Origin of the sequence: Marinobacter sp. KMM 10035 (assembly GCF_046537445.1) — a bacterium.
GTDB lineage: Bacteria > Pseudomonadota > Gammaproteobacteria > Pseudomonadales > Oleiphilaceae > Marinobacter > Marinobacter sediminicola.
In genome coordinates, this window is record NZ_JBBVMG010000001.1 from 1,779,189 (window position 1) to 1,800,380 (window position 21,192).

Consider the following 21,192-nt stretch of genomic DNA (forward strand, 5'->3'; position numbering starts at 1 on the left):
GTCTATAGTGAAGGCGTGCGAGTAAACCCGGCGCCGATCGGGGCGGTGAGCAGTTAGTGAGAGCAAAATCATACTTTTGACTGATCAAAGCAGTGGACAGCGTTAGCTATAGTGCTTACATCACGAGCACTGTGCATGAAGCCTCCAATACATCGTGAATACCAATAATCAGAGCAGCGACTCAGAACAACAATGGAGTAGCCTTCCAATGACAAGAAAAACACACCAATGGCAGCGTTGGACAAAATTACCGCTTGCCGTGGCAGTTGCAGCGGGCCTTTCGGGCCAGGCATCTGCTTATTCTTTCTATGTTGGGGATGTGGAAGCCCAGATTAACACCACGCTATCAGCGGGTGTCGGTTGGCGTACCCAGGATCGGGACGCGCGCTTGATCGCCCAGGGTAACCTTGGTCCGAGTTACGCCCCCGGTGGCACTAACGCAAATATTGGTGCATCAACGAACAACTACGATGATGGCAACCTCAACTTTGAAAAGGGTGACACCTACTCCAAGATCGTCAAAGGCAACACTGAACTGTTCCTTGATTACGCGGTTGATAGCCAATACCTGACCCGTGTCGGTGGTTTGGCGCGCGTTCGCTACTGGTATGACTTCGAATTGAAAGATGAGGGGCGTGCGACGGACTATGTTGGTCAACGGCGTGAGCTCAATGATTCAGCGAAAGGCAATGCATCGGGCGGAGAACTTCTCGACGCTTACGTGTTTACCAACTGGTACCTGGGCGACGTGCCCCTGAGTGTGCGCTACGGCAAGCAAGTAGTGAGCTGGGGTGAGAGCACCTTTATCCAGGGTGGCATAAACGCCATTAACCCCATTGACGTGCCCGCATTTCGTGCGCCTGGCTCCGAGCTGAAAGACGCTCTTCTGCCGGTTGAAATGCTTTACATGTCGGCCGGTGTCACGGAGAACATCACTCTTGAGGCATTCGTGCAGACAGATTGGGCACCCGTTCGTGCGGACGATTGTGGAACATTCTTCTCCACCAACGATTTTACATCTGACGGCTGTGGCCCCGTGCTACTAGCAGGCCAGTTGCCCGATTCCCAGGCATACGCTCAGGGCTTTATCGCGCCGCGCTTAGGTGATGAAGAAGCAGATTCAAAGGATCAGTTCGGTGTGGCCATGCGTTGGTATGTGCCAGCGTTGAACGACTCTGAGCTTGGCTTTTACTACATCAAGTACAACAGCCGCCTGCCGTACGTGAGCGGTACAGTAAACGATGGCAATAGTCCTTTCCCGTCGTACTATGTTGAATACCCTGAAAACATTAACCTCTATGGTATCAGTATCAACACCAACACCCCGGGTGGCTGGTCGCTTGGCGCTGAGTATTCCTACCGCGATAATATGCCGCTGCAGTGGAACGCGTTTGAGCTGATCTACGCAGGCTTGCAGAAGCGTGGCCCGAATGGTGAGACTCTCGGCAAGCTTGAAGAGCAGCGCCTGGAAGAGCTCGGAACGCTTACTCCGGGCATGAAGGTATCCGGTAATGACCGCTTTGGCGTATCTCAGGCACAGTTCACACTGATCAAGTTCTTTGATCAGATTATGGGTGCCAGCCGTATGTCGTTGATTGCTGAGTTCGGCGCTACTTATGTGCACGGCCTCCCAAGCTATGACGAGGCAAGGTACGGCCGCTCAGGCACCTTTGGTATTGGCACTCTGCCTCTAGATTCCGGGGGAGATGCCTGTTTAGGCGCCGGTGGTAATCCTGCAGAAAACATCAACACCAACTACTGTAATAACGAGGGGTTCACAACCGACTTCTCATGGGGCTATCGCTCCCGCTTGGTATGGAACTACCCGAACGTCTTTGCAGGCATCAACCTGTCCCCACAGTTGGCGTGGAGCCATGACGTGAAGGGCTATGCTCCTTCTCCTGGCGGTAACTTCAACGAAGGCAACAAGGCTATTGGCTTGTCTGTTGAGGCTGTGTACCAGAACAAGATTACCGGCGAAATCGGTTACACAAACTTTTTCGGTGGCAAGCCGTATAACGAGTTGACTGATCGGGATTTCGTGAGTGCCAGCGTTTCCTACTCATTCTGAACCGTCAAAAATTCGTTTAACGAGGTAATTTAAATGAAACTAAACAAGAAATTACTGGCCACAGGCATTTTGGCGGCGAGTCTCGTTGCGGGCCAGGCTTGGGGTGCAGTTTCTGCAGGGGAGGCAGCCAAACTGGGTGACTCGCTGACACCTATCGGTGCAGAAAAAGCAGGTAATGGTGGAGCGATCCCGGCATGGGATGGCGGCCTGACATCACCCCCTGCGGGCTATAAAGGCGACGGCATTTATGTAAACCCGTTCCCTAACGAGAAGCCCCAGTTCACTATTGATCAGAGCAACGTGGCGGAATATGCCGATAAACTGTCCCCCGGGCAGGTTGCAATGATCAAGCAATACAAGGACTACGTGCTTCCGGTTTATGAAACCCATCGCACAGCCGCCTACCCCCAAAACATCATGGATGAGACCGTCAAGAACGCCACCAAAGCAGAAATGATCAAAGGTGGTAACGGTCTGGACAACTATCAGAACGCAACGCCGTTTCCGATTCCACAGAACGGTCTCGAAGTCTACTGGAACCACATCACCCGCTATCGTGGTGGTTCTGTTCAGCGTAACGTCGGGCAGGCAACGCCAACAACCAACGGATCCTATTCCATTGTTAAGTTCCAGGATGAGCTTACATGGCGTACCTATTTGACAGATTACGCCCCGGACAAAGATCCCAACGTATTGTTCTACTTCAAGCAGGCTATTACCGGGCCCGCACGATTGGCCGGTAACGTACTGCTGGTACACGAAACTCTTGATCAGGTAGCTGAGCCACGTCGTGCCTGGGTATATAACGCTGGGCAACGCCGCGTTCGCCGTGCACCACAGGTTGCTTACGATGGACCAGGTACAGCGGCTGATGGCATGCGCACATCGGATAACTTCGATATGTTCAACGGCGCGCCAGATCGTTACAACTGGGAGCTGGTCGGCAAAAAGGAAATGTATATTCCGTACAACTCCTACAAGCTGGTCGATCGCGACTTGACCTATGACCAGATCATAAAGCCTGGCCATATCAACCAGAATCTTACGCGATATGAGCTGCATCGGGTTTGGCACGTGAAGGCTACTCTGAAAGAGGGCGAGCGCCATATCTATGCCCAGCGTGATCTCTATATTGACGAAGATACCTGGCAGGCTGCGGTTGTTGACCATTACGATGGTCGTGGAGAGCTCTGGCGAGTTGCTGAAGCTCACTCCATGCAGTTTTACGACCGGGATGTGCCTTGGTATGCGATTGAAACCCTCTATGACCTTTTGTCCGGCCGTTACCTGGTCAACGGTCTGACCAACGAGGAAACGAATCCGTACCAATTTGGCGTTCAGCGCCAGTCCAGAGATTACACGCCCGCGGCTCTTCGCCGTGCAGGTACCTAAGTGTAAACCTGGATCTTTCAGAAACGGCGGGCCTTGGCCCGCCGTTTCTGTTTCTGTGATAAAAAATTGCCGCCAGACATGCACCTTTAACGTCAAAACTTTGCAGCCAGCACCTCACTTGGTTTAACCTCCTATAATACCAAAGGCGTGTTCGGGGCATCGTTTGAAATCATTTAAAGACGGCTATGCAGCCAATGACGAGTTTCAGTCTGCAAATAGCGGGCTTCAACGAGGTGAGTTAGTAAGAGATTTGCTCAGGCAAAGGCTGCAGGCACCGGTTGTGCCAGCAGATGCCTTGGCGCGTCCTCATCTCGCGGCGCTGGTTTCCGATGCATTAACACCTCGCGGTGTGTTGTTTGTTGATGCCCCTTGTGGCTATGGGAAATCCCATGCGGTTGCTTTGGGTATTCAAGCGTCAGGTATCCCTGATGACTCTGTTCGGTGGTTGCAGCTGAATAGCCAGGACAACGCACCAACCCGTTTTTTAGGGTTGTTGTCTGTGGCGCTGGATATACCTGAATCCTGCGAAAGTGGCCTGCAGGGGAGTACGACCTTCCCCGATGTTCTCGCCATAATGCTTTTGGCGCTGAAAAAGGCCCCAGAACAGAAACGCCATGTTCTTGTTCTTGATGGCCTGCACCACATATCGAACCCTGCCGTCGTTGCACTGCTTCAGCAGCTGGTAGCCGATATCCCGTCCAACTTTTCGGTTGCTATGCTTTCACGGCAGGCCCTGCCCTATGAAACGCATTCATTGGAGCTTGAAAACCGTTTCACCCGCATAGGCACCGAAAAACTTGAGTTCAGCAGAAGTGAAACCTTCGGTTTTTTCCAGGAAGTACTGAACAACCAACAGCTAACCAGTGTGGCTATTGACCATCTGTATGATTTAACCGAGGGCTGGCCTACGCCCTTGGCTCTCTATCGTCGGGATATCTTGCAAAGCTCCGAGAGGCACGCGGTTTCTGAGACGCCAGGAGTAGGGCGTTTTCTGAAGGAGTCTGTTCTGGGCAGTTTGTCGCAGGGGCAGGTGGGATCGCTCAGGGCCATGTCGGAACTTGGGCTTTGCTCTGACGAGCTTCTTTTAGCGCTGGAGCCGCCAATTCCCGGCGGCGTTCTGCTTCCATCTGAAGCGTGTGAGCGAGGCTTGCCGGTAAAAGTTATGCCGGGCTGGGGGCGCTGGTACAGAATCAATCCATTATTAATGGAATGGCTTAAAGCGCCAGTGATGGCAGGCTATACCGACAGAATGCTTGCTGCCAGCCTGTGGTTCAGCAATCGCAATCAGTTCCCGGAGGCACTGAAATATTCATTGCTTGCGGGAGATGTAGAAGAAATCATCCGCATCGCTTCTGAGGGTTCTGAAGCACTTTTGCTGGGGCAGGATACGGCCTCGTTGTTGCGTTTACGTAAAAGCCTTCCGGCTCCACTGCTGGAACGCAGTGCGAGGCTGAGAATTGTGTATAGCTGGGTGCATGCCATTGGCGGCCAGTTCCGACAGGCGAGGTTACTGCTTGACGGTATGGAAGGACAGAATTATCAGGAATATGAGGCACGGGTTTTTGCGCTCAGGGCATTTATTTTGCGTGGAGAGGGGCAAGTAGCTCCCGCTCTGGATATGGCTGATCGAGCCCTCTCGGGGGGTGAGTTGTCACCTCAGGGCCAGCTTGTAACGCAAATGGTTCGGGCCAGCGCACTGTGTGCATCCGGGCGATTCGTGGAAGCGCGGGAGGCAAATCGGGCAGCATCTCGCTTGGCAAGGGAAGCGGGCGACCCAGGGTCAGAGGCTCTGGCAGTCTATGCTCATGCCCGTATTGAGCTTGGAAAGGGGGCGCTCAAGCATGCGGAACAGCTGCTTCGAACCGGTCTCGATACAGCCGTTCAGGAGCAGGCTCGCCCCGCAAGGATCGGTGAAACGAGGCTCCAACTCAATCTGGTGCTTGTACTTTGGCACCAGGGGCGCGATGCGGAAGCGGATCGCTTGTTGGTAACCTGTGGTCGCCACGCCGAGCAGGCCCGCGACTTGGGATTGCTACTGGCAATGGCCATTCGAGTGTTGATGTGCCGGTCACAAGATCGTTTGGAAGATGCCTTTGTATGGATAGGAAGGGCTGAGCGGACCATGCACACCTGGCAGGTAGATGAGTCTCTCTATGTGCCGGTGCTCGAAGCACTCAAGGCCAGCTGCTGGCTGGCTCAGAACCAGTTGGACAGTGTCGTTCAGGCGCTCGCGAGATTGCAGCCATACCGGGATGCCGGTTGCGTGCCGGAACTCTTTCCCATGATGCCTGGGCTACTCGATTGTTTGCAGGTGCGGCTGGATCTTGCTCGGGGCGAAACGGTAAGGGCCCGTGAAACTCTGGCAAGTACCCGCAAGCGTTATGAAGAGGCCATCCCTTGGGGGGTGGATCTCCACATGCGGTTGCTGGAAGCCATATTGATCAGTGAAGATAAGGGCCCGGCTGCTGCACAAAAAATACTCGTGAGTGTGGTGTCCGAAGCGGAAAAAGAGCACTTTATCAGCCCGTTTGCAGAGCTAAAGCTGGAGCTGAATGAGCTGATGGCACGGGCTTACGGCCAGCTACCAAGCACGCCCTTTCGGGACGCATTGGGCCGCTTATTCGCCATATCCGGGATTGAGCTGCCTGCTTCGCTTGCTGAGCCTATCAGCGAGCGGGAACAGGTTGTGCTGGAGTTGATTGCCAAAGGGTTATCGAACCAGGAGATTGCAGACAAACTGCATATTTCTCTGCACACAGTCAAAACCCACGCCCGCCGTATAAACGCCAAGCTGGAAGTACGCTCCCGCACCCAGGCAACGGTTCGCGCCCGAGAGCTGGGCTTGTTGTAGAGAGCACAGCTTACGGGCGCTGAAGATCTTCGTTCTTCAGAGTTTCGATAAGGGCATCCTTTTCGGCCCATAGCTCACTTACCCAGCGCTGAAACTCCACCCGGGTTTCGCGATTGCTTTCATAGTCCATTCCCAGAAATTGCGGTGGAATCTCCCGAATTCTGATATCAATAATAATCCTTTCGATACGCCCGGAAAGGTAGTCCCAAATACCGATGCGCTGCTCCCCGGCACCGGGGTAAACAATGGTGACATCCAGCATGGTATGTAACATCTCCCCCATGGCACCTAAAACGAAGGCGGTGCCTCCGGCCCGGGGTTTGAGCAAGTTTTTATAGGGCGATTTCTGGCGCTGATGTTTGGCGGGCGTGAAGCGCGTGCCCTCCATAAAGTTGAAAATGGTTACCGGTGTATAACGGAACTTCTCGCACGCAGCTTCGGTAGCCGCAATATCTTTGCCCTTCAGTTCCGGGTTTTTGGCGATTTGCTCTTTCGTGTGGCGGTGCATAAAGGGGAAATCCAGTGCCCACCATGCAACGCCCAGTAGTGGCACCCAAATAAGCTCTTTTTTCAGGAAGAACTTGAGCAGTGGGATCCTGCTGTTGAGTACGTACTGAATTGCCGGAATGTCGGCCCAGCTCTGGTGGTTGCAGGTAACAAAGTACCAGTGTTCCTGGCTGAGATGCTGCGCGCCCCGCACATCCCACTCGATCTTGTGCAAGCTATCCATCACCAGGTTGTTAAACCCTATCCAAACGTGGGCGATGGTGTTCAGAACCACCGTGCAACCTTTACGAATGAAGGTTACGGGAAGCACCAGTTTCAATAGTGCAAACAGCATCAGGAATGGGAAAAGTGTCAGTGTGCTAAGCACTACAAGAAGAGCCGCCAGGGTTCCCTTTAGCGGCGCAGGCAAAAAATAAAACATTCGGAAGCGTCTCTGTCTGTTTGTCAGAAGGTTCGTTGGGGTGTTTAGCCCTCGGCCGACAAGCCAGCGCCTTGGCCGGGAAGCAACTGGTGCTCGGCACTTGCGGATGCAAGAACCTTCAGGTGCGATGGGCTTCGGTCACTCAAAATTTTACGGAATTCGCTGTCGTAGAACTCAAGGTTGTTATAGCGGATCATCGAGCGTATTTCATCAACATAATCCTCGCCACGTTCGGAATAACTGATCAGCCCTCGGGCAAGGGCGAGCCCGGAGAGTGGATCGCCCGCTTCTCTGTCATCAAGGCGGGTGTCACGCAGTCCCTTGTAACTCCCATGCCGGTTCAGGTTCTGGATATAGGCACGAACGGAATGGTAGGGTGAGGGGAAGGCCGCCACTTCATGATTAGCGCCATCTGCACGGCTTAGCGGCACCAGACCGCACCCTTTCGAGAAGCACCATTGGCCAAATAGATTATTACCGCGCAAAGCAAAGCGCGAGGTGCCCCAAGCGGATTCATTGGCAGCTTGGGCCAGAATCAGGGAAGGGGGGATAACATCCAGACGTTTTCTCAGTAGCGCAAATTGTTCAGGGCTGCCGGGTTCTTCATCTACGCGCAAACGCTTGGATTGCGCTGCGAGCCAATCATGTTCGTTCTTCGACAGGGTTTCCTTGTGGGTAAGGCTATCAAGATAATCCCGCTCAATGAGAATACGGGAATTGGCCAGAACAATGCGAGGATAGAGAAAGGAGAAAAAAGCCACTTTCTTTTCAGTGGTATCGCTATAACCGGTAAAGTCCGGTAATTCTGCGCGAGCCCATGCAGGCAGAGGTGGGAGAGAACTGAGGGCAGGCTCTGAACCCGAATTGTCGCTGCTATCTGTGTAGTCCGGGGGTGAGTATAGAGCTCCCGCAAGGGCAAAAGCCACCAAGGGAATGACCAGCATTAGCGAGCGCATTGCGGGAAACATAAAACCTCTCGTCACAACCTGTTTGTACGCCCGTTAAGCTTATATGCAACGAGCCATGTGTGCACAATTATAACAGGTTGTACGGGCAGGGTTATCTGTCGGTTCACGGCACCTTGGTTGCGAGCAGAATGCCGCGACGTTCTTCTCCGTTGAGGTTGTTTTTGTACAGCAAAAAGAATTGGTTCTGATCGGCGGTTACAAAGCCGGTAAGAGACAGACCGCCGACGCTGAAGCTCACCTGCCCGTCACCGCCATCGGTATAGGTCAGCAGGGGCGTAGTCAGTTGGACAGCCACCGGTGTGGAAACGGTTTCGTTGCCCACTGAATGCAATACTTCAAAAGTATTGCTGCTCAAGCTTGCGGTGCTGCCAGAAAGCTCCAGAGTGCCATTATCCAGGTGAATCAGTCTGTTGAAGCCATCCTCCATGCCCATCATAAAGCCTTGAACCCTATAGCGTCCTGAGGTTGGGGCAGCAGAAGAGGCCTTCTCTGCCGCAATGAGCAGGCCATCGCCAATGACCGCGCCACCGGACGAAGCGGCGTTAGCCAGGTTAAACGCCAGTAAAGAACCATCTGGCACGCTGGCACCGACACCCAGATCTGGTTCGCCAAAGGCGCCGGCGGGATTGTTAACATCAAGATTAAGCCGGCCAATGTTCTTGTCACCGGTGCTTAATCGCGCGGTGCGGGAGCTGAGTACCCAGTTGTCAGAGCGGGTGCCGGTGCTGCCCGCCACTACCGCGCCGGAGCTGTCACGGTTCAGGGTGGTATAGTTCTGCGACTGGGTAATGGTGCTGACATTCGAGCCCGCACTAACTTGCCAGGAGCCGGTTCCCGATTCGACCTGCAACGGAGACGCAGAGCCTGCCGAAAACCGGTTCGCCAAGTAGAGCATGTTGTAACCGCGATTGTTCAGAACGCTTACATCGAAACCTTCTTTCCTCAGGAGGTTCAGCTCAAGCGCTGAAACATAATGGGTTTCCAGCTCATCTTTTCGCGCAAGCTTGCCTTGCTCAGACTCAAGTTTAATGGCTTTGCCAGCGCTGAAGTAGCCAGCCAGCGCGCGATCAGGGCCAGTGTTGGTACTGCCTGCGGCGCCGACATAGGCATCCATATAGTAGGGGTTGCGAGTCCAGCCAATGATTCTGGAGCTGTTGCGGCCGGTGATGCTCTGGTAAAGCGCGCGAATGGCCAGCAATCGAGTATCACTGTCCAATGTGGCGCCACCCGGGGAGGACGAATGAGTGTTCAAGTCCCAGGTCTCAGAGCCCCGCTCAAAAAACGCATTGCCTTGCTGATGGATCAGCGTTTTCCTGTCATAGGGAATTTGCGCTGCAAGAGAGGTGATTTTGATGCCAATGAAATCGAGGCTTGCGAGGGTTGATCCCGGGTAGCTATAGGTTGTGGGGCTGGTAGGCTCTTCCCTTCCCATGCGAATGCCCCACTGGCCAGATCCAGCCACGCTGCTTTCCAGAAATGTTTGCCCCAGCTCCATACCCATGAAAACCGAGTTGTAATCCGCTGAACTTGCTGAAATGTCACCTACGGATTGATCATCCAGAAGCGGGTAGTTCGCCGCTGAGGCAATATAACTTACGAAGTCTGCCCGTTGGGAGAGAAGATCCAAGGCGCTTGCGATGCTGGCCCCAGTGGGAATATTTATTTCGAAATCGTGAACCTGGTCGGCCAGAGCGGGCCATACGAGTTTGTTGAGGCACAGAGTGTCGCTGGCGTCATCGGCACAGTCCAGAAGGCGCTGAAACTCCCCGGAAGAATAATTTGGAAGCGTGTTGAGCAACAGGTATTCGGAGAAGGGATTAATCTTGATATCACGATCGTCATCAGCGGCCAGTGATCGCAGTTTGGTGTTGCCATACTGTGCTTCAATGACAACGTCTGGCGAGAGCGGCTGCCCATTCTCGAATTTGATAATGGTATAGCCTTCATCATCCTTGCGGGTGCTATACGCCGTGGAGCCAATATCCTTGAGGTTTTTGTCGATCTGGTACGCGCGAACGCTATCCGGCTGAACAATCCGCAGGTTGCGCCGTGTTGGCTCGCCGTCTGGCGCGAGACTTACGGGAAGCTCCATGGTGATGCGAACTTCACCGTAGCTGAGCCCACTGCTGTTGTTGGAGTCACCGGTACTGCCGGGGCTGAAATCATTTGCCGGGTTTTTTACACCCGCAAAGGAATTGGGCTTGTTTCGGGCGCCCTCAATTGCATACTCACCACTGCAGGCGGTAATCAGTGTAATCGCAGAGACGAGAAATAGCCCCAGTGTCAGTCGCATATCTGGCTGTCCATGCTAAAACGGTATTGTAGATGTTGGCGATGTCGGTGAGATCCCAAACGCCGATAATCAGTGTAGCAGTGCAGGGGATGGGAAAGCGTGAGAGAGGGCACGAAACAGGCGCCCAATACAGGGCGCCTGTTTTAGACAGCAAGTTTAGATAGCGGCAAGCATCAGAAGAAGATTTTCATGCCTGCAAGAACACCTTCATCCAGGTTTACGTCGGGCTCTGAAGGATAGTCCAGTTCGGTGTTCAGGTAGCGGTAGCCCACAAACAGCTCTGCATTTCGGATAACTCTGTAGTTGGCGCGCAGCTCAAAGCTGGTCATGTCGTCAGAATCACCAAATGAAAGAATGCTGGGTGCATAGTAAAGACCGCCGGTGAAGGACAGGCCCGGTGCACGGGGAATGTTCACTGTGGCAAAGCCGCCCAGGCCCACAGCACCACCGTCAGCACGGTTTTGATCCCAGAAGATGCCACGCATGCCGATGCCGGCGGTTGTTGGCAGGTTGCCAAGAGCGGTGCGGCCCTGGGCGTGAAAATCCACGTTAGCAATATGCCGGCTGCCTTCATGGTAGGTGTAGCCAGCGCCCAGCTGAAGATCGTTGTTGTTTCCGAAAAAGTTTACCTGCCCCTTTACGGAGTCATTGGTCAGGCTCAAATCCATATCGGCTGCCATAACGGGAGCGGCGATCAGAGACAGGGCCAATACGGAAACGCGGGATACTTTCATTCTTTTACCTTCTAGATTGCGGTGCGAGTAATGGGTGCGAATGGTAACGGGCTACCTGCCACACCACAACTTACAAGCATGTAAGCGGGGAGATAGAATCGCGATTGTTTACGCGAAATAATCAATGGCGTGTTGTTTCGCCACCCTGATCAAGATCGTCGGGAGACGCTGTTTCCGCCGGTACCCGATATTCCTCGTTGGCCCAGGCTCCAAAATCGATCAATTTGCAGCGTTCTGAGCAGAATGGGCGCCAGGCGTTGGCCTCAATCCATTCAACAGATTTTTTACAAGTAGGGCAGTTTACGTTCATGTTTTTGGACCTCCATGGGCGTATTGTTCCAGTACGGCCCGCAACATTTCAATATTGACAGGCTTGGCAACGAAAGAATCCATGCCGGCACGGCGGCAGCGTTCCTCATCTTCTTCCATGGCACTGGCAGTGAGCGCCACCACAGGAACGCGGCTGCGCTTGTGGGTTGCTTCCCATACCCGCAGGCGCCGGGTAGCTTCAAAGCCGTCTACATTAGGCATTATGCAGTCCATGAAGATGAGATCAAACTGGTGCCACTGCCAAAGGCTGGATGCCGCCTCGCCGTCATTGGCCGTCATCACGTCGCACCCGAGTTTCTCCAGAAGCCTGCGAGTCAGAGTTCGATTGACCGGGTTATCCTCCACCAGCAGAACCTTCATGGTGCGGGACCAACGCTCACGACGCTTTTCAGTGTCGCTGCTCGCCTGCAGGGAAAAACGGGTAAGGAAGCGCCGCTCATCCTTTGCGGAATCCTCAAAAATCTGGTTGAGGATAGGTGTAAGGCAGGATTCTCTCAGGGATTTGCTGAGAAACGCATCCGCTCCGGCCTGCCGGAAATGCTCGGCGTCGCCGCGCTGGGGATTTGAAGAGAGAATGAGAAGGCGCATCTCAGACCAAAGCGCGTTGCCACGAACTTGCCGACACAGCAAATCACTGTCCATATCGGGTAAAAAACCATCCAGAATGATGGCGTCGAAGGGTTCCTGACTGTCGAACGCCAAGCGCAATGAGGTCAGGGCTTCTCCTGCAGACTTTACCGCCTCGATGTGAACGTCGTGGCGTGACAGCATTTCCAAGGTGATCTTCCGGGACAGCTCATAGGAGTCTGCGACCAGAACCCGCTTGCCCTTCACCATCCGTGCATCGGGGCGCACTCTGGACGTGCTTTCAGGCGCGGTAGGGAGGGAAAGCTCAACCCAGAAGGTGGAGCCTTCACCAGGCCGGCTTTCTACATCCAGTGAGCCTTGCATCAAGGTGACAAGCTGGTGGCAAATCGTCAGGCCCAGCCCGGCGCCGGGCAGCTGGCGCTGGAATCTCTGGCCAAGCTGAACATAGGGCTCATAGACCAGTGGGAGGTCTTCCGGGTTGATACCAATGCCGGTATCTTCCACCGCCAGGCGCAGGCGAACCTTGTCATCTCGACGCCCCAGCACCTCAATGCTAATCAGCACATGCCCTGAATCTGTAAACTTGATGGCGTTGGACACCAGGTTCAGCAGCACCTGGCGAATGCGCGCAGGATCGCCCCGCAGTGCCCAGGGCAGCTCTTCATCAATGCGTAATTCCAGTGCCAACCCTTTCTCCCGGGCACGTTCGCCCAGCATGTGTACGAGGTCATTCAGGGTTTCCCGCAGATCAAAGGGAATGTCTTCAAGCTCCAGCTTCTGAGCCTCCATGCTGGAGATGTCCAGAAGGTCATTGATGATGGATGAGAGGCCTTCTGAAGCGCTGAGCAGCGTTTGCACGTATTCCCGCTGCTCCTGATCCAATGGTGTGTCGGTAAGCAGGTTGGCGTAGCCAAGCACCGACTGCAGAGGCGTGCGCAGTTCGTGGCTTACATTGGCGAGAAACTGGTTTTTCGCACGATTGGCCCGAATCGCCTCATCGCGTTCACCCTGGGATTGAATGGTTGTTTGCCGGAGTGAGCGAGTATCTTCCAGAATCTGCAGGCGCATCTTATTAAGTGCGTACTCCAACTCTGATAACTCATCCGGATTTTTGCGGGCTTTGCGCTTCAGGTGCAAGGGATCTACCAGTGCATCAAGATTAAGCCGTGCGGCGTAATCCGCCATAGACTCCAGATGGCGGGACAGCGTAAGGCGAACGATGACCAGCAGCCCGAGGGTGCCCAGCATCACCACGATCGACTGGAACAGCAGATTGATCAGAGCGCTGTTCCGAAGCTCTGTGTAGACCTGCTCGATCGACGAAGTAATGGTCAAGGTGCCCATATCCTCCGGGCCCCGGTAGGTGGAACGATTGAACACCAAAGGGAAGGTTTGTGAAATAACCCGGCCTTCAGGGTAGCTGCCGGTGGTGAACTGTTCGCCGGTAGAGGTGACAACCCTGGCGTAATGAATCGCCTCTACAGCCCGCATGTCATCGAGGCTATTGGCTACTTCGCTGAAGTTCATCAGCCAGATATTGTTGCTCATGCCTCCCGACACCAGGCCCGCAACTCGCTGCTGGGTTTCTTGGAGATCTGATTTGCGGCGCTCAAACTCACCGATCATTTGTACGCCGGTAGCAACCAGAGAAATGACAAGGCTGAACAGCAACACATACACAAGTAGCCGCATTGCAAGCGGCCGAATACCCATGCGCGTGAAAAACCGTTTTGAAGGCAAGGCACAAATTCCCTGTGTCGACTACAAAATTAACTGCCGAAGTTTAACAGACCGTTAGCACTTCGACACGTTTCCATGAATCCGCATTCACAAACCGGAACCGAACGTTGAGATCATAGAGGTGCGCGCCGTAAATACGGGCTTCATCACGGCCCCGACGAAACGACGGGCGCGGATCGTAGCTAACCACATCGGTAATCAGAAGCTTCAGATCCGGGTACTGCTCTGGCGACAGCTCTGCCAGTTGCGCTTCAGCTTCTGGCAGAAATACAACCTCCAGTCGCTCGGTGGGGGCGGTTTCAGCCCAGCCCAGGGCTGCTTCAGAAACCGAGTCGGCAAAGGGCAGGTAAGGTTTGATATCCAGAATGGGTGTGCCTTCAATAAGATCGTGGTCGCTTATCTGTAGCGCCAACTGACCATCCTTGCGCACCAGCCCCTCGTTGCGTACTACCGAAAGCCCCAAACTATTGGGCCGAAACGGGGAGCGGCTTGCGAATACACCCATCTTTCGGTTGCCGCCCAAGCGAGGTGGCCGAACCACGGGGCGCCACTCCGCACGCACGGCTTCGTGAAACTGAAATATCAGCCAAAAGTGGCTCGCGGTTTCGAGGCCCCGAAAAGCATCTTCGCGATCATAGGGCGCCTGTATAATAAGATCGGCGCGGGCGTACCGGGTAAGCCCCGGTTGGCGCGGCACGCCGAACTTGTCTTTGAAGCAGGAGCGAGTGACCGCAATAGGTGTGAGCGCCAGTGCATCTTGGGCGGGTATAGCGTGGTGTCTGGGCATAGGGCCTAGTTCATGAAGTTTGGATTGATGGCACCGGAAAAGTACATTTCTACACGAAAAAGAATGGAGCCTTGGTCTTTGAAGTTCTTCTCCCGGGGGAAGGTTAGCGCTGGTATGAGATCTGCAAACAACCAGTCGCTGTGAAGCCGGTAACGCCAAGTGAGGTCTGTAAAGGCTGAGGTGGTGCGCCAATTCGGCTGGCTCTCGCCAAGCACGCCTATCCTCGGAGTTAGCAATGAGCGACTATTGAGCCGTTTACTTATGCTGAAGATCTGGCCCATTACAAACTTGCGGTCGTTGTGAACCCATTCAAGCTCGGAAGATGTCCATAGCTGCCAGCCCCTCGCCAGATCTCTGCTGGCACCAAGCGAGGAGCGGGCGCCCCAGCCATCCTGGTGATAGTAGTAAAATTGTTGCTGGGCCCTTAACCCCCAGTGGTCGCCCGCGTCCCACTGCTTGTCAGCCGTTGCGCGCCAGAAAGCATCCGGTGGCAGGTGAAGGCGCACACCCACATCGTTAGACAGGTTGATCGAGTCGCCTATCTGCGACAAATATCGCAAAGCACCTGTGCCTGTACCTTTCGTGCGACTCGTTTCAGTGAGTTGCCGGTCGCGCTGACGCTCCCCCAAGGGAACCAGCTCGTCGCTTTCACTTTCAATGACCAGGCGCAGCTTGCGTTTTGTGGTGGGTATGTCCAGACGAAACCGGGCTTCAGGCTCGAACTGAAACACGTTGCCGTATTCAGACTCTGTGGCGATGCCGATGCGCAAGTAGCTGTCGTTCATTGGCAGCCTATGGGTTTCGCCAGAAAGAGTGCGATCTGCCCACTGCCCGAAAGCGTGAACTTTAGGGCTCTGAATACGTTCCTGGCGCAAAATGAAGTTGCTGAAATTCAGCCAGTAAGAGTCCCGTGGCTCAGCCCAATGCTCATCTGAGCTGAAGGTGTAAAAAGACAGGGGGAGAGCTTCTAGCGATAGTGTGTCTGGGATGGGCAGCTCTTGAGCTTTAAACTCCGGCTCCATACCGCTGGCGTTTGTGCTGATCACAAGGGTATGGGCGGCAATTAGCCAAGCAAATGCGCGGCCGCGGTATTCAACCAAAGTCCACCATGAACGATTCATGTAATGCCCGAACCTCAGCTGCAACCGCGTTTAAAGACTGGTTATTATCAATCACTGCATCTGCACGAGCAAGCCGCTGTTCACGTGGCATTTGAGCGGCAATAATTCGCTCTACCTGCTCCCGGGAGTTCGTGTCGCGGCCCATAGTGCGTTCTATTTGAACCTCCACCGGTACATCCACCACCAGTATCTGCTTTACCAGCTGATGTTGGTCAGTTTCCAGAAGCAAAGGCGAGACCAGTAGAACATAGGGTAACGCATAATTTTGCGGATGCAGCTGACAAGTCAGCTCTTCACGAATAATCGGGTGCAGCAGGCTTTCGAGCCAGATGCGCTGCTCCGGTTGTTCAAACACTATTTGCCGCAGCTTGGCTCGGTCCAGAGCCCCGTCACCCAAAAGGATATCTGCACCAAAGTGATCGGCGATTGCGGCCAGCGCGGGGGTGCCCGGCTCAACGACTTCACGGGCTACGTCATCCGCGTCCACCCAGTGAACGCCCAGGTTTCCGAACTGCCGTGCAACAGTGGATTTACCGGAGCCTATGCCACCTGTTAACCCCAAAATAATCATGCGATCTGTCAAATCCCTAGCAGCCCATACCAGAATTCCTGAATCTCAATGCCAAACCACAAACACAGTAATCCCGCCGCTGCAAGGTAGGGCCCGAACGGAATCGGCACTTCCCGGCCATGCTTTTTAAAGACCATTAAACTGATACCAACAACCGCACCCACAGCCGATGACAACAGAATCACCACCGGAAGCAATTCCCAGCCCAGCCAGGCACCCAGAGCCGCAAGCAGCTTGAAGTCCCCGTGGCCCATGCCTTCCTTGCCGGTTGCCAACTTGAACAACCAGTACACGGACCACAAAGAAAGATAACCAACAACCGCCCCAAGAAACGCGCTGTTAAAATCGCCCAGATACCCGAAATAACTCAACATCAACCCGAGCCACATTAAGGGCAGGGTAATGCTGTCTGGCAATAGCTGGGTGTCGAAATCGATCACGGTAAGAGCAATCAGCGCCCAAACCAGCAGGAGCGCCAACAAGGTTGATTCCGAAGGGCCACCGATCACCACAGTGATCACCGAAAACAACGCCGTAACCGCTTCTATGATCGGGTAACGGGCCGAAATGTGCGTTTTACAACCGCTGCATTTGCCGCCAAGAAGCAGGTAGCTGATAACAGGGATGTTCTCCCAAGCACGAATCTTGTGCCCGCAGGAAGGGCAGGTGGAGGCTGGGCGGGAGAGTGTTACTGGCTCTTCCTGTTTGCGCTCGCCTTCTGGAATCTCAAGAAATGCCTCGCATTGACAGCGCCATTCCTGGTGCATCATTTTCGGCAGGCGCAGGATGACTACATTCAGGAAGCTGCCGATGCAGAGGGAGACAAGTGTAACAGAGAGGTACAGAAGCCAGGAGGTTGAGAGGAGTATATCGAGAGTAATCATTCAAATGCTCAAGCGATGTTGTTGCAAAGCCCTCTCCCCTTGCGGGAGAGGGTTGAGGCGGTCCAACGTATCAGAGAGGGAGCTTTTACCCGATAACCGACCCCATCTGAAATATCGGCAGGTACATAGCAATAATCAAGCCCCCCACCAGCACACCTAATACAGCCATAATCATCGGTTCCATCAGTGCAGTCAGGTTGTCCACCATGTCATCAACCACGCCCTCATAGTGCACAGCCACCTTCTCCAGCATCTCATCCAGATTGCCGGATTCCTCACCAATCGCTGTCAACTGCACAGCCATCACCGGAAAAACATCTTGCTGCCGCATGGAAGCTTGCAACTGCGTACCGCTGGATACATCGTTCTTGATTCGGTCGATCGCATCCCGGTAAACTGCATTACCTGTAGCGCCGGCCACAGAATCCAGTGCATCCACAAGCGGCACACCTGCAGCAAAAGTAGTAGACAAAACCCGGCCAAATTTAGCTACAGCCGACTTGTCCAAGATTTCGCCAACGACCGGCAGTTTGAGAACGTATTTGTCCACCACGTCTGAGAACTTCTGCGATCGGTTTTTGGCCTCCTTGAACAGAAAAATACTGCCCACAATGCCCAGAAGAACAACAAACCACCAAGATTGCATCCATTCAGAGAGCCGCACAACCATTTGCGTAAACACTGGAAGTTCCGCCCCAAAGCCTGAGAACAGACTCTCAAATTGCGGAACAACTTTCACCAATAGGATGGCGGTAACAATAATCGCCACAACAACTACCGCAATCGGGTAAGTCATCGCCTTCTTGACTTTTTTCTTCAATAGCTCAGTTTTTTCAAGATAAAGAGCGATGCGGTCCAGCATTTGCTCCAGTGCACCGGCCTTCTCACCCGAATCCACCAAGTTGCAGTACAGGTTATCAAAGTACTTTGGGTGCTTTCGGAGTGAGCCGGCAAAGCTGGTGCCAGATGAGATATCATTTCGAATGGACATTACTAGTTCTTGAAGCCCTTTGTTTTCAAGGCCGTCCGCAACTATGTCAAAGCTTTGAACCAGAGGCACGCCCGCTTTCATCATGGTTGCCAGTTGGCGGGTGAGCATGGCAATATCGAAGGCGGTAATTTTCTTGCTACTGCCAAACAAAGGTTTCGGCTTTTTCTTTACTTTATCCGGAATAATGCCCTGTTTGCGAAGTTGAGCCTTAACCAAAGCCATACTGGAGCCGGTAAGCTCGCCTTTGGATTTGTTGCCTTTTCTATCTTTACCTTCCCAAACGTACGATTCCAGTTTTTGCGATTTCTCTGCCATGCTTAATCCTTCGTCACGCGGTTGGCTTCCTCAAGACTCGTTACGCCCTCAATCACCTTAAGAAGTGCGGACTGGCGTAAATTTCGGAAGCCCTCGGCCTCAGCCTGCTTTGCAATTTGAATGGAGCTGGCCTCTTCCATAATCATGTTGGCCAACTGGTCAGTTACCTTAACCACCTCGTAGATACCGACGCGGCCTTTATATCCACCATTGCATTTATCACAGCCCTTTGGGTGGTACAACGTGAAGCCTGTAGCAATTTGTTCCTCTGTGAACCCCTCGGCCAAAAGCGCCTCATTTGGTACCTCTCTTGGCTGTTTGCAGGCGCTGCACAGCCGGCGGCCAAGCCGCTGGGCAATAATCAAGCTTACCGATGTGGCAATGTTGAATGCGGGCACGCCCATATTCATCATTCGAGTGAGTGTCTCCGGAGCACTGTTGGTGTGCAGGGTAGATAGAACCAAGTGCCCTGTTTGCGCGGCCTTGATCGCAATATTAGCGGTTTCCAAATCCCGGATCTCGCCCACCATGATCACATCCGGGTCTTGGCGTAGAAATGCACGCAAAGCTTCGGAAAAGCCCAAGCCCACTCGGGTGTTTACGTTTACCTGGTTGATACCTTCGAGGTTGATCTCGGCCGGGTCCTCTGCGGTAGAAATATTTATATCTGTAGTGTTGAGAATGTTTAGGCCAGTATAAAGAGAAACGGTCTTGCCTGACCCCGTGGGCCCGGTAACCAGAATCATACCTTGGGGCTGTGACAGTGCGTCCATATATAGTTTTTTCTGGTCTTCTTCATAACCCAACATGTCAATGCCCAGCTTCGCTTGGCTTGGGTCCAGGATCCGCAACACAATTTTCTCGCCCCAGAGGGTTGGCAGGGTGTTCACACGAAAATCTATGGCCTTGGTTTTGGACAGCTTCATCTTGATGCGGCCATCCTGGGGGATACGACGCTCTGAAATATCAAGTTGAGCCATGATCTTAACGCGAGCCGATATCTTTGGTGCTAATTTGATTGAGGGCCTAGAAATTTCTTTCAGCATGCCGTCAGTCCTATAGCGCACCCTGTACGTTTTTTCATAGGGTTCGAAGTGCACATCCGATGCGCCACCACGAATAGCATCCAGTAGCATCTTATTCACGTACTTAACGATAGGCGCGTCGTCGACATCGCTGGCACTAACGGCATCGTCATCGTCCTGTTCTCCGCCTTCGGTTTCCACGCCCTCAAGGTCTGCATCGTCCAGGTCGCCCATAGAAGTGTCTTGGGAGTCCAGGAATCTTTCAATAGCCTCCCGCAGCTTTGCATCGTCCACCAGAACTGCATCAGTGCTCAGGCCCGTATTAAACTTGATTTCGTCCAACGCTTGTATGTTGGTTGGGTCGGACACCGCGATAAAGAGACGATTTCCGCGCTTGTACAGAGGAAGAGCGTTATGCTTTCGCACGAGTTTGTCGTCAACTACACCTTCCGGCATCATTTCCGGGAGGAAAGATGAAAGATCCAGAACCGAGACGCCGAACTCCATGGCAGCGGAAAATGCGAGTTTGGCGCTATCCGCAAGCTGGTTCTGGGTTAGGTATGTGATCAATGGAATGCGGTTTTGGGATGCCTGTACAAAAGCATCCTTAGCGGTAGCTTCATCGAGAAGCCCGTCATCCACAAAGCGCCGAGCCAGGCCGGTGAGGGTGATGTTGCTTTTGTTGTTAGCCATAAATTGTATAAAGAGTGCTGCCTAAGTGGTTGAAAAAAGAATTCGTAATCGCACACAGTTTAGATGGCTGGCTTGGTTTTGGAAAGACGGCTAGTGATTTACGCGAAGGGTATCGCAGGGGTTTTGGTTGGCTTGGGCACTGGTGGGGTGACAAATTTTGTCAGTGGGTGACTTTGTGTGGCGGTAGCTCAGTGATTGGCTTGTGTCGTGTTTAGTATTTATTGATCGCTTAGTTATTGATTTATATGCATTTTCTGTCGATTTTTTCTTCTGGCATGAGTTGTGCTTGTAGGTTCTTCAGGCTCATCAAACCGGTTGCGGGGTAAACGCTCCACCGGCCCCGGGCCATATTGAGTTAATAAACGACAAATGCAGAGGTCGACTATGAAGAACATGCAGATGAACCAAGCCCAGAAGGGTTTTACTCTTATTGAACTGATGATCGTTGTAGCGATTATCGGCATTTTGGCGGCAGTAGCGATCCCGGCGTATCAGGATTATGTAGAAGACAGTCGCGTTAAGTCTTGCTTGGCTGAGACTAAGGCTCAAACGAACAATTGGTTGATTGAGTTTTCTCAGGACGGTGCCGCCGTTACATATACTCCCGTAGCTCTTGGATCTTGTAGCGCTATTAACTTGCCTACACTTTCACCGACTAATGCTGGGGCGCCTCGTGCAGGCTGGGTAACAGCGACAGCGAAGGACGCCGCTACCACGACCATTACGTGCGATGGCTCAGGCACCTGTAAGGCTAGCTAAGTGTAACGTTTGAGTTAGCGCAAGCTTGAAGACCCGGGAGTTAATGCTCCCGGGTTTTTTTGTTGTTGGTTAACCTCCTTCTCTCGCAGATCAAAAATGCCTAAATTCAGTGTTCTGGTGAGCGCCTTATGCGCATTCTTAGTCTTGGGAT

The 21,192-nt window shown here is 53.3% G+C and carries 16 protein-coding genes; 4 read left to right on the top strand and 12 right to left on the bottom strand.

Translation table 11 applies throughout. The features are described from left to right. The first annotated feature begins 208 nt into the window (after positions 1–208). The 3 genes from AADB16_RS08030 (at position 209) to AADB16_RS08040 (ending at position 6,314) form a co-directional block, all read left to right on the top strand. Positions 209–2,071 carry a DUF1302 domain-containing protein gene (locus AADB16_RS08030; RefSeq protein ID WP_410802516.1) on the top strand — a complete coding sequence of 621 codons (1,863 nt, stop codon included), beginning with the start codon at positions 209–211 and terminating at the stop codon, positions 2,069–2,071. Between the two features lie 33 nt (positions 2,072–2,104). Continuing rightward, entirely contained in the window at positions 2,105–3,463 is a 1,359-nt protein-coding gene (locus tag AADB16_RS08035; protein ID WP_410802517.1) for a DUF1329 domain-containing protein, read from the top strand. A gap of 163 nt (positions 3,464–3,626) precedes the next feature. Beyond that, on the top strand, positions 3,627–6,314 hold the full coding sequence (locus AADB16_RS08040) for a LuxR C-terminal-related transcriptional regulator (protein ID WP_410802519.1): 2,688 nt from the start codon (positions 3,627–3,629) through the stop codon (positions 6,312–6,314). Positions 6,315–6,324: 10 nt separating this feature from the next. On the opposite strand, the gene AADB16_RS08045 is transcribed toward AADB16_RS08040, so the two are convergent. From AADB16_RS08045 to pilB, 12 genes are all read right to left on the bottom strand, one after another. Then, positions 6,325–7,242 (bottom strand): acyltransferase, encoded by a 918-nt coding sequence (locus AADB16_RS08045; protein ID WP_410802521.1) that lies wholly within the window; start codon positions 7,240–7,242, stop codon positions 6,325–6,327. 44 nt (positions 7,243–7,286) lie between these two features. Beyond that, positions 7,287–8,210, bottom strand: a complete 924-nt coding sequence (locus AADB16_RS08050) for a glucosaminidase domain-containing protein (RefSeq protein ID WP_309045409.1) — start codon at positions 8,208–8,210, stop codon at positions 7,287–7,289. A 103-nt stretch (positions 8,211–8,313) separates the two neighbouring features. After that, positions 8,314–10,503 carry a hypothetical protein gene (locus tag AADB16_RS08055; RefSeq protein ID WP_410802523.1) on the bottom strand — a complete coding sequence of 730 codons (2,190 nt, stop codon included), beginning with the start codon at positions 10,501–10,503 and terminating at the stop codon, positions 8,314–8,316. Positions 10,504–10,676: 173 nt separating this feature from the next. After that, entirely contained in the window at positions 10,677–11,237 is a 561-nt protein-coding gene (locus AADB16_RS08060) for a YfaZ family outer membrane protein (protein WP_298448207.1), read from the bottom strand. Positions 11,238–11,358: 121 nt separating this feature from the next. Beyond that, a complete protein-coding gene (gene yacG, locus AADB16_RS08065) occupies positions 11,359–11,547 on the bottom strand; it encodes a DNA gyrase inhibitor YacG (RefSeq protein WP_309045407.1) in 189 nt (62 codons plus the stop codon). Next, positions 11,544–13,868, bottom strand: coding sequence for a response regulator (locus AADB16_RS08070; RefSeq protein ID WP_410802525.1), 2,325 nt, complete (start codon positions 13,866–13,868; stop codon positions 11,544–11,546). The genes yacG and AADB16_RS08070 overlap by 4 nt, the downstream gene beginning before the upstream one ends. 70 nt (positions 13,869–13,938) lie before the next feature. Next, entirely contained in the window at positions 13,939–14,682 is a 744-nt protein-coding gene (gene tsaA, locus AADB16_RS08075; RefSeq protein ID WP_410802527.1) for a tRNA (N6-threonylcarbamoyladenosine(37)-N6)-methyltransferase TrmO, read from the bottom strand. 5 nt (positions 14,683–14,687) lie between these two features. Continuing rightward, positions 14,688–15,803, bottom strand: coding sequence for a hypothetical protein (locus tag AADB16_RS08080; protein WP_410802529.1), 1,116 nt, complete (start codon positions 15,801–15,803; stop codon positions 14,688–14,690). Continuing rightward, complete coding sequence (coaE, locus tag AADB16_RS08085; RefSeq protein WP_410803623.1) at positions 15,775–16,374, bottom strand: dephospho-CoA kinase; 600 nt, start codon at positions 16,372–16,374, stop codon at positions 15,775–15,777. Before coaE ends, AADB16_RS08080 begins: the two co-directional genes overlap by 29 nt. 8 nt (positions 16,375–16,382) lie before the next feature. Further along, positions 16,383–17,258 (bottom strand): prepilin peptidase, encoded by an 876-nt coding sequence (locus AADB16_RS08090; protein WP_410802531.1) that lies wholly within the window; start codon positions 17,256–17,258, stop codon positions 16,383–16,385. 85 nt (positions 17,259–17,343) lie between these two features. Then, on the bottom strand, positions 17,344–18,564 hold the full coding sequence (locus AADB16_RS08095; RefSeq protein ID WP_410802533.1) for a type II secretion system F family protein: 1,221 nt from the start codon (positions 18,562–18,564) through the stop codon (positions 17,344–17,346). Between the two features lie 2 nt (positions 18,565–18,566). Then, on the bottom strand, positions 18,567–20,282 hold the full coding sequence (gene pilB, locus AADB16_RS08100; protein ID WP_410802535.1) for a type IV-A pilus assembly ATPase PilB: 1,716 nt from the start codon (positions 20,280–20,282) through the stop codon (positions 18,567–18,569). A 399-nt stretch (positions 20,283–20,681) separates the two neighbouring features. Between pilB and AADB16_RS08105 the strand changes: the two genes are divergently transcribed. Next, positions 20,682–21,041, top strand: coding sequence for a pilin (locus AADB16_RS08105; RefSeq protein ID WP_410802536.1), 360 nt, complete (start codon positions 20,682–20,684; stop codon positions 21,039–21,041). The last annotated feature ends 151 nt before the right edge of the window (positions 21,042–21,192 follow it).